The sequence below is a fragment of the Microcystis sp. LE19-41.2A genome (assembly GCF_027530405.1).
GTDB lineage: Bacteria > Cyanobacteriota > Cyanobacteriia > Cyanobacteriales > Microcystaceae > Microcystis > Microcystis aeruginosa.
In genome coordinates this window covers 1-14,799 of the sequence record NZ_JAPZQJ010000180.1, presented here as the reverse complement: position 1 = coordinate 14,799, position 14,799 = coordinate 1, and the positions used below count along the sequence as shown (strand labels likewise).

The window sequence follows — 14,799 nt, the reverse complement described above, 5'->3', positions numbered from 1 at the left end:
ATAATACAGTGAGTTCTTTTCTTCTTCCGTGAATTCTAGGTTAATCATGTTTTTAATGAGTGCTTTGCTTCTAATTATGACTCTTAAACTATATTATTGTCCTTGAGTAAAAAATGCAAGTTGTAGCCGTGCAAAGTATATTTTCTCTTTTAACCTGAAAAAATACCTCCCTCAGCCTGGTCCAGGAATTGGCGAAAAACGGGCGATATAATTGAATTTCACCGCAGTTATCCTGGGAGATGCTAAAGTTTTGATGATTCGGTCAAACTTCCGTTTTCTTAGCTTGCGGTTGAGAAATTTCTCGATTAGCCTAGAATTAGGATTATCCTAGGAATATATTGTATGCTGCCAGGGCAAATTTTAGGCGATCGATACCAAATTCAAAGTCAGTTAGGTAAACAAACCGGAAGACGCACTTTTCTCGCCCAAGATCTAAAAACGGGCGCTACTGTTGTCGTCAAATTATTAATCTTCAGTCCCGATTTTGAATGGACAGATTTAAAACTCTTTGAACGGGAGGCCGAAACTCTTAAACATCTAGATTGTCGCTCGATTCCTGAATATATCGACTATTTTGAAGTTCGCACCGATACCTATCAAGGTTTTGCCCTTGTTCAGAGTTATATCGAGGCTAAATCTCTCAAGGAACAGATAGAAAATGGTCGCAAATTTAGTGAAGCAGACCTGCAAGAATTAGCTAAATCTATCCTAGGTATTTTAATTTATCTCCATGGACTTAACCCGCCAATTATCCACCGGGATTTGAAACCTAGTAATATTTTACTAAAAGATCGATCGGGCCATAGTATCGGCAATGTCTATTTAATTGATTTTGGTTCTGTCCAGACTGTTGCTCCACAGGAACAGGCCACTTTAACTATCGTCGGAACCTACGGTTATATGCCCCCCGAACAATTCGGTGGTCGCACCGTTGCCGCTTCTGATTTATACAGTTTAGGAGCGACTTTAATCTATCTAGCTACAGGCATTCATCCCGCCGATTTACCCCAAAAAGATGGCAAAATTCAATTAAATAATTTAGCCAATTTAAGCCCTGCTTTTGTTCATTGGTTAGGGCAGTTAATCGAACCTAGTCTCGAGAAAAGGTTTGTTTCAGCACAGGCAGCAAATCAAGCTTTAAATACTCTCCACGAAATGCAATTAACTTCCTCGAACCTTGAAAAACCAGCAGGTAGTCGGGTACAGTTGCAAAAAAGCGAGGAGAAAATTAAAATATCTTTACCTCCCGAAGGTTTTACCCCTAAATTAATTTATCTTGGAGCCTTTGCTATCGCTTGGAACGCTTTTTTATTAGTATGGACAGGAGGAGCAGTTTCCATTCCTCTGTGGATAAGTTGGTTTTTTCTGCTCTTTTCCTTGCCTTTTTGGTATGTGGGTTTAGGAATGCTTTACCAGATTATTTATTGTCTCAAAGGGGAGGAAATTATCACTATTGATAGTCAAGAAATTGTTGCCATTCAGCGAATTTGTGGTTTGACACTTCCAGGCAAAAATAAAATGGCACGGCAACATATTAATAAACTGGTGAAAGCTGATAGTTATCATAGCAAAGATGGTGATGGCGATCGAGTTTATGTACCGATGGCTTTAACTATTTGGGTGGGGACTAAAGAATATACTATTAGCAGTAAAACAAAAGAATATCTGAGTCAACCCGAAATTGAATGGTTAGCAGCAGAATTAAGTCAATGGTTAGGAATGCCAATTACTAATAAGTAACCAGTTACAATCAGCTTTTTCTCCCCTCTCCCCACTCCCCCACTGATTACTGATTACTGCTTACTGATAACTGAAAAATCTCCCCACTCCCCACTTCCCACCCCCTGATATAGACGAACTGTCTGTGAGCGGTGTAAAATTTTATGAAGGGTCTGGGTTTTTTTCTCCCTTTTCCTGAGAAATCCCCCAGAGCCAGTGACTAAGATCAAAATTGTGCATCCCATCGATAATTAAGTTTATGAGCGCCACTATTACCGTAGAAAAACGCAAATTAGAAAAACCCCCTTTAGAACTGCATTATCTCGGCGATCGAGTCCTGCGTCAACCGGCCAAGCGGATTGCTAAAGTCGATGACAGCATCCGCCAATTAGCCAGAGAAATGCTGCAAACTATGTATAGTTCCAATGGTATCGGTTTAGCGGCTCCGCAAGTGGCAGTCAATAAACAATTGATTGTCATCGATTGTGAACACGATAAACCCGAAAATCCGCCCCTAATTCTGATTAATCCCCAAATTATCGGTTATAGTCGGGAATTGTGCAAAGCGGAAGAGGGTTGTTTGAGTATTCCCGATGTGTTTTTAGATGTCATCCGTCCCCAAGCGATCGAAGTGAGTTATAAAGATGAACAGGGGAAACCGCGAAAACTGCAAGCTAACGGTTTACTAGCGCGGGTAATTCAACACGAAATGGACCATCTTAATGGTGTCATGTTCGTGGACAGAGTAGATAACGATTTGGCACTCAATGAAGAATTAAAAAAACACGGTTTTTCCGTGCAAGCGGTGAAACCGGTCGAGAAAGTGACAAAATAAAGGCATTAGTTAATTTAGGTGAGGAGTGAAAATGACCCCGAAAAGCGGCGTTTTATTGTTATTATCCTGTATTGCAGCGATCGCTGGTGTGGGTTGTGTCTTTGAAATTAGTTCGGGAGAACCGGATTTAGGCAATACCACCACTGGCCTAATTCTAGCGGCAAGTGTGCCACTAACAGCCCTATTTTTTTGGGCGGCGGTTAAAGACACGAGAGCCAATTACAAATAGAATAACTTCCCCTCGGTTGCAGAAGAGAGAATTTATTTCTCTCTTTTGTTTGTTTTAACTACAGGACAAATTGCCAGAAAAAGTTACTACTTTTGAGGACTTTAAGTAGCTGGTTATAATTAAATTAAAAATAGTTTTTAGGTTCGATACCCCCTTAGTACTAGGGTTGATTCATAGTAGGGTTGATTCATGAATCAACCCTACCCTTAGTCCCCCGTTGATAAGGGTGGTGTCTGATAATTTTTAACGCCTACCTACTTATCATCTTTCATGACAATCAATTATCTGCCGATCGGTGAAAATCTGATTAGGTAAAGATTTCCCCCCTCTCTCCTCTATCCGCAATCTAGAATGATAAAATAGGTGAAGTTCAAAGCATCATTCATTAGCTATGACCACAACCTACAAAGTAGAAATTTCCCATTTAGGAACAACACAAACGATCGAAGTTAGGGAAGATCAAACTATACTAAAGGCAGCCTACGATGCGGGGATTGACTTACCCAGTTCTTGCAATGCGGGCGTATGTACTACCTGCGCCGCTCAACTTTCCCAGGGTAGCGTCGAACAAGGAGAGGGCATGGGATTATCCCCCGACCTGCAAAAAGAAGGCTATGCTTTGTTATGTGTGGCCTATCCTCGCTCGGATATTAAACTGGAATCTGGCAAGGAAGAAGTAGTTTATCAACGTCAATTCGGGAAACCCTAGGACAAACTGGGGTTAAGATGACAAATTTTCGGGGGTTTCCCCCCAAAAAACCAGATTTTGAGCCAATAGAACCAGCAAACCCTAACTAATAGCTGAATGCTGACTACTCAGGGAAAACTTTTCCTCTCTACCCTTAAGGGCCGCTTTCATGAAACCAGAAAAGAGAGGATGAGCTTTATTGGGACGAGAGCGAAATTCGGGGTGAAATTGGGTAGCAATAAAGAAAGGATGTTTTGGTAGTTCGATAATTTCCACCAAACGACCATCAGGAGAAGTGCCACTCACCAGATAACCAGTCTCGAAAAAGAGACTACGATAGGCATTATTAAACTCGTAACGGTGACGATGGCGCTCATAGATAACCTCTTGACCGTAGAGGGAGAAAGCCAGACTATCGGGATTTAAACGGCAGGGATAGAGACCTAAGCGCATTGTTCCCCCTAAATCCACCACATCTGCCTGTTCTGGCAGTAAATTAATCACCGGATTGGGTGTATCCTCTTCAAATTCGGAACTATTGGCCCTTTCTAATCGGGCCACATTGCGACCCCATTCGATAATCGAACACTGCATCCCTAAACAGAGACCCAAGAAAGGAATATTATTGACCCTAGCATACTCGATCGCCTTAATTTTGCCATCCACACCCCTAATACCAAAACCACCGGGTACAACAATACCGTCAACACCGCTTAAATGAGCTTCGGCCGAATCGTTATCCACATCTTCGGCACTTACCCAACGCAATTCTATCTCGCTATTAAGGGCAATAGCGGCGTGTTTGAGGGCCTCCACCACCGAGAGATAAGCGTCCCCCAACTGCACATATTTACCGACGATAGCTATCTCTAATTTTTGACTAGGGGATTGCATCTGTCGGATGAGATTTTCCCACTCCTCCAGATGGGGGTATCGGGGACCCAGGTTTAATAATTCTAGGGTTTGTTGCGCTAATCCCTCTTTTTCCAGATTAAGAGGCACTTCGTAGATACTGCTGGCATCCTGAGCAGTAATCACCGATTCCACCGGCACATCACAGAAAGCTGAGAGTTTTTCTTTTAACCCCGGTTGTAGGGGTAGATGACAACGACAGACTAACACATCCGGTTGAATGCCGATCGATCTTAATTCCTTGACCGAGTGTTGCGTCGGTTTAGTTTTCATCTCCTTAGCGGCCGGAATCCAAGGAATTAGGGTAACGTGCATATAAACCACGTTATTTCGACCTACATCCTTCCTAAATTGCCTAATTGCTTCTAAAAAAGGCAAAGATTCGATGTCTCCCACCGTACCACCAATTTCTGTGATGACAATATCGGGGTTGGTATCTTTGGCCACCCGGAGAATCCTTTCCTTGATTTCGTTGGTAATATGGGGAATTACCTGCACGGTTCCCCCCATATAAGCACCACGGCGCTCTTTATTCAATACCGCTTGATAAATCGAGCCAGTAGTCACGCTATTGAGACGGGAGAGTTCCGTATCGGTAAAACGTTCGTAGTGGCCAAGGTCGAGGTCGGTTTCGGCCCCATCATCGGTGACAAATACCTCTCCGTGTTGAAAAGGACTCATCGTACCCGGATCCACGTTGATATAGGGGTCTAATTTCAGAATTGAGACGGAATAATCCCGACTTTTCAACAATCTTCCCAAACTAGCGGCGACAATTCCTTTCCCAATACTGGAGACAACTCCCCCGGTGACAAAGACAAATTTACTCATAAAATTTTTCCTGCGATCGATTATACCTAGCAAGGGGTGAGAGTTTTCGGGATGGGGCGGTGTCATTTTCCCAGATTTCATCGAAAATTTGGGTCTGAAACCCCGTCGTTCTACGACGGCTTTACCGTCAGATTTTAGCGCATTTACACGATATATGCTAGAATGCGAGATATGGAAAAAGCCTATTCTTACCGATTTTACCCAACACCAACACAAGAGTCGCTATTGCGGCGCACATTGGGCTGTGTAAGATTAGTTTACAACAAAGCTCTGCACGAACGAACACAAGCTTGGTATGAAAGACAAGAAAGAGTAGGATATACTGAAACTTCTTCAATGTTGACCGATTGGAAAAAACAAGAAGAATTAGACTTTTTAAACGAAGTTAGCTGTGTACCTTTACAACAAGGGTTAAGACACCTACAAACAGCTTTCACTAATTTCTTTGCTGGTCGTACTAAGTATCCTAACTTTAAGAAAAAACATCAAGGAGGAAGTGCCGAATTTACCAAATCTGCTTTTAAATTTAAAGACAAACAAATCTATTTAGCCAAATGCACGGAACCCTTAGCGATTCGATGGTCAAGACAAATACCAGAAAGCTGTGAACCAAGCACAGTAACAGTCAGATTACATCCCTCAGGGCGTTGGCATATTTCAATTAGATTTGATGACCCAACGATTAAGCCTCTACCAGTAACAGATAAAGCCATCGGAATTGACTTAGGAATTAGTAGCCTCGTGATTACCAGCGATGGCGATAAAGTATCTAATCCTAAGCATTTTAAAAAGCATTATCGGAGACTGCGAAAGGCGCAAAAAAATCTGTCTAGAAAACAGAAAGACTCAAAAAATCGGGAAAAAGCAAGAATCGAAGTAGCCAGAATTCACGCTCAAATCACCGATAGTAGAAAAGACCATTTACATAAGCTAACCACTCAATTAGTTCGTTAAAATCAAACGATTGTGGTTGAGAATTTAGCCGTCAAGAATATGGTCAAAAACCCGAAATTATCTCAGGCAATATCTGATGTAAGCTGGGGAGAAATCACCCGACAATTAGCCTATAAATGCCGTTGGTACGGCAGAAATTACATCGAAATAGATAGATGGTTTCCTAGTTCTAAGCGGTGTAGTAATTGCGGGTATATTGCCCTTGAAAATGCCGTTAAATATTCGAGAGTGGGATTGTCCAGACTGTGGAACACACCATGACCGAGATATTAACGCTAGTAAAAATATTTTGGCCGCAGGGCTTGCGGTGTCAGTCTGTAGAGCGACCATAAGACCAGAACAGAGTAAATCTGTTAAGGCAGGTGCGAAAAATCCTTCGGGAAAGAAGCAGAAACCCAAATCGTGAGGTTTGGGAATCGCCGTCCGTTTTACGGCGGCGAGGATGTCAAGTAAATTTTCCGCTACAATCGAGAGTACTAAGACTCAGGCAATTGTAAAGTAATATTAATGATAGATTTTAATACCCTCGCTGAATTTTCCCGCCACTATTGCGTCTCGATTTGTGCCTTTTTAGTACCCGCTAACTTAGTAACCACCGTTTTAACCGTTCTTTTTCTCTATTTCGGTCGTCCTACCCGTCAAGTCTTCCCCATTGCTTCCCTAGCTTTGTTGTTCGCTGTCACCATGTTTCTCCACGTCGCCACTTGGTTAATGATTGGTGTGGTTATGGCCCCCACTTTTATCCTCTTTGGACTGGGTTTAACCTGTTTTGTGATCAATCTTCAAGCCATCAGCGATCGCCAAAGTTTGGAACAGTTATTACATACTGGGGTTAGTCGTCTGGCCCGCTCTTTCAACTAAGGAAAAGCGCCAAGACTTCCCACTTCCCACTTCCCACATAGTTGAACCAATAGGCTAATCTTGATGCGTCCAAGAGCGATGAGCCAGACGCAAACCCCAATCGAGCAGATAACCAATCGCGCCAATAACGAGAATCACTGCCATCAACTCTGAATAGGCGAGTCGATCGCGTGTATCGAGAATATAATAACCCAAACCCGCACTAACCCCCAGCATTTCCGCCGGGACAAGAACGATCCAGATAATACCTATAGCCAAACGGAAACCAGTTAAGAGATGGGAGAGGATCGCAGGCAGAATAATCTGGAAAACCGTTTCCCCTCGGGTAGCACAGAGACTGCGGGCTAAAGTCAACCAAGAGCGATCAACCGCATTAACCCCAGCAGCCGTATTGAGAAGGATCGGCCAGATGGCCGCCACCGTCAGCAAAAAATACACGGGTAGATCACCAATTCCCAAAACCATCACCGCTAAAGGCATCCAAGAAAGGGGCGAAATCATGCGTAGAAATTGAAATAGGGCTGACAAAGCCGATTCAAGGGAGCGATACAACCCGATTAATACCCCCAACGGCACACCGATGGCACTAGCGAGGGCCAAGCCCACAATAACCCGGCGGCAACTGGTGAGGATATGGGGCATAATCTCCCCCCCAACAAAAAGACGTAATAAAGCGACAAAAGATCGCTCAGGGGAAAAATCATTTAAAATCGGGTTTGAGTGCCATAGAGGACTGGTAAATAGCCACCAGAGCAATAATCCAAAACCGATACCCCATAAGGGTAGTAAAGCTCTTGGCGGGGAGGTCAAAGATTGTGACTTCATAGGTTCGGATTCTTAAAATTTGATCGTCTCGATGCGGGAGAGATTATTCGGTAAGCCGAAAGCTTTCGGTCCGCCCACCTGTTGCAAGGCATTACGGACAAAAGAGTCATCCACGAGATACCGCGCCACCTGTCGGGGTTGCAGTTTTTGGAGAAAATCCGTATTTCCTTCTACCTGAGTGGTTTTGAGCAAGCGTACCAGTTCCGACCTATAGGAAGGGAAAGGATAGGGCTGGAAATCGATCCGGTTGACTTGCCAGTCTGGATTCTCGATCGCCCCGTCTTTTTTATAGAAATTGCGATCATAGTAAGTAAGCGCCCGTTGCAATACCGGCAGCGGGTGAGGCGTATATTTTCCACCATCTTTAGAGAGAATCCGGGCTACTTCGGAGCGATTGCTCCGGGACCAGAGTTGGGCTTTAACGAGGGCGTTTACCACCCTCTGAGTCCATTGTTTCCGTTGCCTAATATCCTCCTCGTGAACAAAGACGACGCAACAGGCGTGATTCTTCCAGACATCGCCGGTGAAACGGAGAACCCTACCGGTTTTGAGATTTTCCGCCGCCGCGTTGAAAGGTTCAGCAACGATATAACCACCGATGCTCTTATTGGCAAGGGCTGATACCATATCCGGGGGCGGGAGAACCACTAGATTAACCTCGTTAGAAGCGATCGGCGCGTCCTTGGCTTTGCGAACTATTTTCAGCCCGTTACGTTGTAAGAGTTGTTGCAAGACCAAATTATGAATCGAATACCAGAAAGGAACCGCGATCGTTTTACCTCCCAATTCCCTGGGATTTTCAATATCGGGAAGGACGGTGAGGGCTGAACCATTGGTATGGTTCCAAGCGACGATTTTAGCGGGGAAATTGCGCCCGTAACGAATCCAGATCGAGGTGGGAAAAAGAACGTGAATAACGTTCACCTGCCGAGCGAGAAAGGCCTCAACAATCTGCGCCCAAGAGCGGAATAGGCGCGGTTGTTCTGTAGTTAAACCTTCGGCTTGATAAAGTTTTCGCGAGTGGGCCACCAATAGGGGGGCGGCATCCGTAATCGGTAGATAACCGATTTTCACAGGCTGATCTTTGGCATTGGCGTTAACGGGAAGATTCCAATTATCGGCGGCGATCGCTGCTCCGAAGGAACTGGTAAACAGTGCCGAAAGTTTCAGGAAATCTCGACGGCTCATGCCGCAACAAGCACAATTATCGTGTAGGTTCATAGATTTACAGTGTCATCACAAGGGCTAATTCTTGAAAAATTGACTGGCGTAGATCACTCAAAAGCTTCGCTGACTCGAAACGGGGTTTCGGCATCGAGATCGTCCATTCTCGGCGGATGCCCACCGGATGACGGCCCATGAGAAGAACTCGATCGGCCACTAACAGGGCCTCGTCGATGTCGTGGGTAACGAGGAGAACCGTGCTGTGATAGAGAGCTATGACTTCTAGGAGGAGTTTTTGCATCTCGAAACGGGTGATCGCGTCGAGGGCGCTAAACGGCTCATCCAGGAGGAGGAGAGAGGGGCGGCGGGCAAGGACGCGGGCTAGAGAAACTCTCTGAGCCATACCGCCGGATAGTTGATGAGGATAAGCACGCTCGAAGCCCTCTAGTTTGACGCTTTTAACGGCGGTGTGAACCCTTTCGCGTAATTGCTGATGATCGAGGCGGGGCATCCGCTTTAATTTCAAACCAAAAGCCACGTTTTGCCAAACGGTTAACCAAGGTAAAAGGGCGGGGGATTGAAAGACGATCGAGCTGCGGATGTCTGGGGCTTGTAAGGGTCGTGAGTGCAATTGTATTTCTCCGCCATCGGCACTTTGCAAACCAGCGGCGGTAGCAAGGAGGGTAGATTTACCGCAACCACTGGCTCCGAGCAAACAAACCACCTCACCGGAGCGCACCTGTAGGTTAATATCCTCAAAAACGGTACGGTAGCCATGGCGGGTTTTATAGCGTTTATGGAGATTTTTGAGGCTGAGGACGGGGTAATCAGTGGCGATACTCATTCCCTCACCCCCGCTCGATCGAGTTCGCCAGTGAGAATTTTATCGGTAGAGGACTGACGTTGTAACTCTCTTTCTAGTTGAATCAGGCTCGGAGTTAACACTGGTAAAAAGGCGACCTCCCGCAGCCGTCGGGCCGTGTCGCTATTACGGAAATAGCCTTTTCCTCCCTTAATTTCCGCTTCTAACCATACGGATTCCACCGCTAACCGGGTAATGTCCACTCTGAGGGTGAATAGTTGGCGTGTCCCTCCGAGATCGAAGCTTTCTAGGGTGCTGAATTGCTCGATTTTCTTTTCTAGACGAGTCAGACGCTCCCGGGCGCAGAAATAACGATCGCTGGCTACCGCTGCCTTTCCCCCTAAACTTTTCTCCGTCTCCGCGAGGGATTTACGCGTAATGCCAAGGGCCAGTCCGCATTGTAACAGCAAGAAACAGGGGCGGACTGAGGGTAAAAATTTTGCTGCTTCCAAGCTGATAATCCAGTCGTGAGATAACTGAACTCGATCGAATTCAAGGGTACTGGTGCGGGAAGCTTGTAAACCCAATAATTGTAGGTCTTCACCCCGTTTTAACCCCTCTGCGAAGGAGGGAAGGGCGAGGATAAGAGTTTGTCCCGATGTGGTTTGAGCGGCAACGGCCACTATAAATTCTCCCTTAGAGTCGAGGTTAGAGGCCCAGGGCAGGAAGCCATTGACAGTGACGTTTTCTCCCTCGATCTTTGCTTGTAAACGCAGCTCCTCGATCCCGCCGAGGTACTTCATCGCGTTAGAGAGTCCTGTCGCTCCGGCTATCTCTCCCTTGAGGACAGCAGGTAGAATTTTGTTTTGTAGGTAAGTGTTATTACTGGCGGCCAGATATTGAATGAAGACGCGCTGACACCAGAAAACAAAACCGGTGGTCAGGCAGCATTGGGACACAGAGGAGATCGCCTCTACTGCCTGTAATAAGGAGCCACCCCGGCCTCCTAAGCTTTCAGGTATAGCATAGCCGAACCAGCCCGATTCTCCTAGCTTGGTTAGGGCCCAACCGACGTTGAGATTAGCTGTACCGTTGTTGAGGTCAGTGGCTCTTTCTTCCAGAAAAGAAAGGATTTCGGAGCCTCGATCAAGCATAATTGTTTTCTCCTAGGGGTGAATATTTTCAATCGAGGTCAAACTATCTATAGGTGCGCCGACCACTTCTCTGGCTCTTTTTACCGCCGCTTCATCGGGACTATCGTAGAAACAGAGACATTTACTCAAGTCTTCGCAAATATATGTACGCTCGAAACTGACTTCAGGCACTTGAGCATAAAGGGGGGTTTTCTCCGCTTTTCGTTGCAGGTAAGTTTCCATCGTTAGCCCCGGAGGTAAATTCCACTGTACTAGATAGTTGGCTTTGTCTTTGCGCTCTCGCACAGTGGCTAAGTCCTGCCCAATCAAGCGCATTTCCTTGATTAGTTGCCAACCTAGCCCAGCGTTTTCTAGTACTTGTTCGAGGGAGGCGCGATCGATCGCTTTGATAATCAGGAATAACCGCCCCTCTGTTTCACCGATTAGGGCTTCGATTAACTCTCCCTGCGATTTTGATGCGACTGTGGCAATGCGCTCCAATATCTCGCTCACTTGTTCTTTGGTCCTTTCTTGTCGATCATCCTCTACTAGATATAGAGTCATAATTCATCTGAAATACATTTACAATACATTTGAGTTTACTGTCTTTGAGAAAAAAAAGCAATATTTTCAAGAGCCTGAAAACGAGGTGACACGGGAGTGGATGGTTCAAGACCGTTTCGCTCAAGTCGTGGCCAGAACCCTTGCCTTGAATGATATGCGTGACCCGATTTTTTCAATAACCGCCCTTATCCGGCTGGATTTTTTTCGGCCAAAGACTTGACAAACTCCAAAATTTCTGCTAACCTTGTAGTATAATGGGAATCCGTGTCGGCCTACGAACCCTCTTTGTAACTCTTTCTCAAGAATAAAAATTTTAACCCGAATTGCCGGTAGTAGCTAAACTAAGAGCAGTACCAAGGGAAACGGTGACTATGGAAGTTATTTGCACGCGTCCCCACTGTCCGAGACCGCGTAATCAATGCCTAGACCTAGACGATAGCAATCGCTTAACCTCGATCGAGCAGAAATATTGTACTACTTGCGGGATGCCATTAATTTTAGGGGGACGTTATTTGCCAGAACGTCTATTGGGACAAGGAGGATTTGGGGCGGCATTTTTAGCGCTAGATCGTTATAGTCCCAAAAAAGCTAAATGTGTACTCAAACAATTTCAACCTTCGGGTAATTTAAGTCCGCAAGCTTTAGAAAAAGCGAAAAATTTATTTTTTCAAGAAGCGCACGTTTTAGAAGATTTAGGACGAGAACATCCCCAAATCCCCGATCTCTATGCTTTTTTCCCTTTAACAGTCAAGAATCAATTAACGGGAAAAGAAGAGCAATTTTTCTATCTGGCCCAGGAATATATCGACGGTAAAAACTTAGAAGAAATTCTCCAACAGCAACAAAAACCCTTTCAAGAAAGTGAAGTCAAAAACATTCTCAAAGAATTACTTCTTATCCTCAAATTTATTCATGAAAATGGTTCCATTCACCGGGATATAAAACCATCTAACATCATGCGCTCCCAAAATGGCCGCCTCTATTTACTCGATTTTGGGGCAGTAAAACAGGCTACCAATAATCCCAATAATACACAGGAGAAATCCACAACAATTTACTCAGCTGGATTTGCCCCTCCCGAACAACAATTAGGCAATCAGGTATCGGCAGCCACAGATTTATATGCCCTAGCAGCTACCTGTGTTATACTCTTAACTAATCGCGATCCTGATGATCTATACGATCCCCAAAAACAGGTCTGGAATTGGCAAAATTATGCCCCCAACATCAGTGCAGATTTAGCAAGAGTATTCAATAAAATGTTACTAGCAAATCCCCTGGATAGATTTCAATCCTGTGGAGAAGTTTTAACCGCTTTAAATACACCTCCCCCATCTCCTCCATCTCCTCCACCTTCTCCAATTCCTCCATCCCCTCCAGCTTCTCCAGTGATTAGAAAAACTTCCCGTTTTTCTCTTGGGGAAACTTTCGCTAATGCTGCCTTTACAGGATTTGAGGGGACATTATTAGTAATTGCCTTAAATAGTTTACTACCCTCGCTAGGAATTGTCATCGCTTTTATGATCTTAGGTGGCTTAGTTTGGGCATTATTTAAAAAAGTGATTGAAGGGAGAGATTTACCGATTCTAGCAGCAATTACTCTCGCCTTCCTGTTAATTCCGCAACTGCAAGGAACCCTAAGTTTTCCTGAAATTGCTATCATTGCCGTGATGGCAGCCATCGGAGCAATTACTATTACCGCCTTTTTCGGGCTAATATATCGGATAATTTTGCGATTATTTTAAAACCCTGAAAGTGGTTAAATTATCATCACTACCGCCGGTAATCGTGCCACCGAGGTCTAAAATAGTTTGCAGATAGTCGAGGACTTCCTGAGAAATTAACTCTCCCGGCATCAAAACGGGAATACCGGGGGGATAGGGACAGATAACATCAGCACTAAGACGATCGAGGGCATTTTTCCGGGATACTATCTCTGTAGGGGCAAAAAAAGCCTTTCTAGGAGAAATAGCCAAATTTCCCGTGACTGGGGGAGGAGTCAGGGGTAAACTGGTAGAGTCAGGAGATTGAAGGCATTGAAAAGCAGTAATTAGGCGATTAATGTGTTCGCGATGGTTGCCGATGGAGATAATAAAAGTAAGTTGGCTTAAAGTCGGTAATTCTGCCGTGACGGCGTATTTTTCTCGCAAAATATCGTCTATTTCGTAACCAGTTAAGCCAAAATCTTTGACGATTACCGTTAAACGAGTGCGATCGAACCAGTGACAACCCGGGATAGAATGGGGAAAGTCTAAAACAGAGATATTAGGAATTTTATCGAGTTCTTTTCGGGCAGAAGCGGCTAAATCGAGGGTTTTGCTCAGTAAATCTAGTCCTTGCGTCGCCATTTGCTTTCTAGCACTATCAAGGGAAGCGAGAAGCAAATAACTAGGGCTAGTGGTTTGAACTAATTGTAAGGCTCGATCGACTTTTTCGTAACTAATGCGATCGCTTTTTAAGTGTAACATTGATGCTTGAGTTAAGGCCCCTAAAACCTTATGGGTGGACTGAATAGCCATATCAGCGCCGAGAGACAGGGCAGCCGGAGGTAAATCGGGATGAAAGGCAAAATGCGCCCCGTGAGCCTCATCGACGAGCAGCGGGATAGAATAATGATCGGTAATCTGGGCGATAGTTTCTAAGTCACAGCAAACCCCTTGATAGGTGGGAGAGACTACCATCACCGCTTTGGCGTCGGGATGAAGTTTCAGGGCATTTTCGAGGGATTGGGGGGTTATATTTAAATTTAGATCGATAGTGGGATTATATTCGGGATTGATAAAGATAGGCTGCGCCCCAGAGAGAATTAAGCCCGAAATTGCCGATTTATGAATATTTCTCGCCAAAATAATTTTATCTCCCTCGCCGCAAGTGGCTAAAATCGCCGCAATAATGCCACAACTGGAGCCATTGACTAAAAACCAGCTTTTATCTGCCCCAAATGTCTCGGCTGCTAAAATTTGCGCTTCTTTAATCACCCCCGTCGGGGCAAACAAATTATCAAGGTCGGGTAATTCGGGTAAATCGGCTTTAAAGACGCTTTTTCCCAGTAAATTACTTAAATCTTCCCCGATTCCTTCCCCCTGCTTATGCCCTGGTGCATAAAATGGTACATCCAAACTATTGACTTTTTTTTGCAGTTGTGATATTAGCGGAGCAGATTCTGGCGAAGGCATTGTGAGAAGTGGGGTGTGGGGTGTGGGGTCGTGGGGGTGGGGTGAGGGGAAGTCGGGCGTGGGGTGTGGGTTGTGGGGTGTGCGGAACTAGCGGGTGGGTGGACGG

13 protein-coding genes and 1 pseudogene are annotated in these 14,799 nt (G+C 45.1%); 7 read left to right on the top strand and 7 right to left on the bottom strand.

Features of this window, described 5'->3' with window-relative positions:
* Positions 1 to 342: 342 nt before the first annotated feature.
* The 4 genes from O9290_RS07915 to O9290_RS07900 all read left to right on the top strand — a co-directional run bounded on the left by O9290_RS07915 (position 343) and on the right by O9290_RS07900 (position 3,492).
* A complete protein-coding gene (locus O9290_RS07915; protein WP_288055139.1) occupies positions 343 to 1,740 on the top strand; it encodes a serine/threonine protein kinase in 1,398 nt (465 codons plus the stop codon).
* A 238-nt stretch (positions 1,741 to 1,978) separates the two neighbouring features.
* Positions 1,979 to 2,554 carry a peptide deformylase gene (gene def / locus O9290_RS07910; protein ID WP_002748816.1) on the top strand — a complete coding sequence of 192 codons (576 nt, stop codon included), beginning with the start codon at positions 1,979 to 1,981 and terminating at the stop codon, positions 2,552 to 2,554.
* Between the two features lie 31 nt (positions 2,555 to 2,585).
* Positions 2,586 to 2,783, top strand: a complete 198-nt coding sequence (locus O9290_RS07905; protein ID WP_002731987.1) for a hypothetical protein — start codon at positions 2,586 to 2,588, stop codon at positions 2,781 to 2,783.
* A gap of 391 nt (positions 2,784 to 3,174) precedes the next feature.
* Positions 3,175 to 3,492: a 2Fe-2S iron-sulfur cluster-binding protein gene (locus O9290_RS07900; protein WP_004159498.1), complete on the top strand. Its 318-nt coding sequence runs from the start codon at positions 3,175 to 3,177 to the stop codon at positions 3,490 to 3,492.
* A gap of 81 nt (positions 3,493 to 3,573) precedes the next feature.
* Here the strand turns inward: O9290_RS07900 and pyrG are convergent, their stop codons facing one another.
* The gene (pyrG, locus tag O9290_RS07895) at positions 3,574 to 5,214 is read right to left on the bottom strand and encodes a glutamine hydrolyzing CTP synthase (protein ID WP_002732716.1); all 1,641 of its coding nucleotides are present in this window, start codon (positions 5,212 to 5,214) and stop codon (positions 3,574 to 3,576) included.
* Between the two features lie 171 nt (positions 5,215 to 5,385).
* Here pyrG and O9290_RS07890 point away from each other — a divergent pair.
* Positions 5,386 to 6,574: pseudogene (locus O9290_RS07890) on the top strand (RNA-guided endonuclease InsQ/TnpB family protein).
* Between the two features lie 101 nt (positions 6,575 to 6,675).
* Entirely contained in the window at positions 6,676 to 7,029 is a 354-nt protein-coding gene (locus tag O9290_RS07880) for a hypothetical protein (RefSeq protein WP_288086883.1), read from the top strand.
* A gap of 54 nt (positions 7,030 to 7,083) precedes the next feature.
* Here the strand turns inward: O9290_RS07880 and O9290_RS07875 are convergent, their stop codons facing one another.
* Genes O9290_RS07875 through O9290_RS07855 form a run of 5 tightly spaced genes read right to left on the bottom strand, consistent with a single transcriptional unit; the run spans position 7,084 to position 11,517 of the window.
* On the bottom strand, positions 7,084 to 7,854 hold the full coding sequence (locus tag O9290_RS07875) for an ABC transporter permease (protein ID WP_288086881.1): 771 nt from the start codon (positions 7,852 to 7,854) through the stop codon (positions 7,084 to 7,086).
* A gap of 12 nt (positions 7,855 to 7,866) precedes the next feature.
* Positions 7,867 to 9,075 (bottom strand): ABC transporter substrate-binding protein, encoded by a 1,209-nt coding sequence (locus O9290_RS07870; protein WP_288058747.1) that lies wholly within the window; start codon positions 9,073 to 9,075, stop codon positions 7,867 to 7,869.
* Between the two features lie 4 nt (positions 9,076 to 9,079).
* The gene (locus O9290_RS07865) at positions 9,080 to 9,862 is read right to left on the bottom strand and encodes an ABC transporter ATP-binding protein (RefSeq protein WP_288058749.1); all 783 of its coding nucleotides are present in this window, start codon (positions 9,860 to 9,862) and stop codon (positions 9,080 to 9,082) included.
* Positions 9,859 to 10,974 carry an acyl-CoA dehydrogenase family protein gene (locus tag O9290_RS07860; RefSeq protein WP_288058751.1) on the bottom strand — a complete coding sequence of 372 codons (1,116 nt, stop codon included), beginning with the start codon at positions 10,972 to 10,974 and terminating at the stop codon, positions 9,859 to 9,861. Before O9290_RS07860 ends, O9290_RS07865 begins: the two co-directional genes overlap by 4 nt.
* Before the next feature lie 12 nt (positions 10,975 to 10,986).
* Positions 10,987 to 11,517 carry a DUF4242 domain-containing protein gene (locus O9290_RS07855; protein WP_147072095.1) on the bottom strand — a complete coding sequence of 177 codons (531 nt, stop codon included), beginning with the start codon at positions 11,515 to 11,517 and terminating at the stop codon, positions 10,987 to 10,989.
* Between the two features lie 371 nt (positions 11,518 to 11,888).
* Between O9290_RS07855 and O9290_RS07850 the strand changes: the two genes are divergently transcribed.
* Entirely contained in the window at positions 11,889 to 13,262 is a 1,374-nt protein-coding gene (locus tag O9290_RS07850; RefSeq protein ID WP_288058753.1) for a serine/threonine-protein kinase, read from the top strand.
* Here O9290_RS07850 and O9290_RS07845 read toward each other — a convergent pair.
* Entirely contained in the window at positions 13,254 to 14,693 is a 1,440-nt protein-coding gene (locus tag O9290_RS07845; protein ID WP_288058755.1) for an aminotransferase class I/II-fold pyridoxal phosphate-dependent enzyme, read from the bottom strand. The two genes, O9290_RS07850 and O9290_RS07845, sit on opposite strands and share 9 nt — an antisense overlap.
* Positions 14,694 to 14,799: the final 106 nt, after the last annotated feature.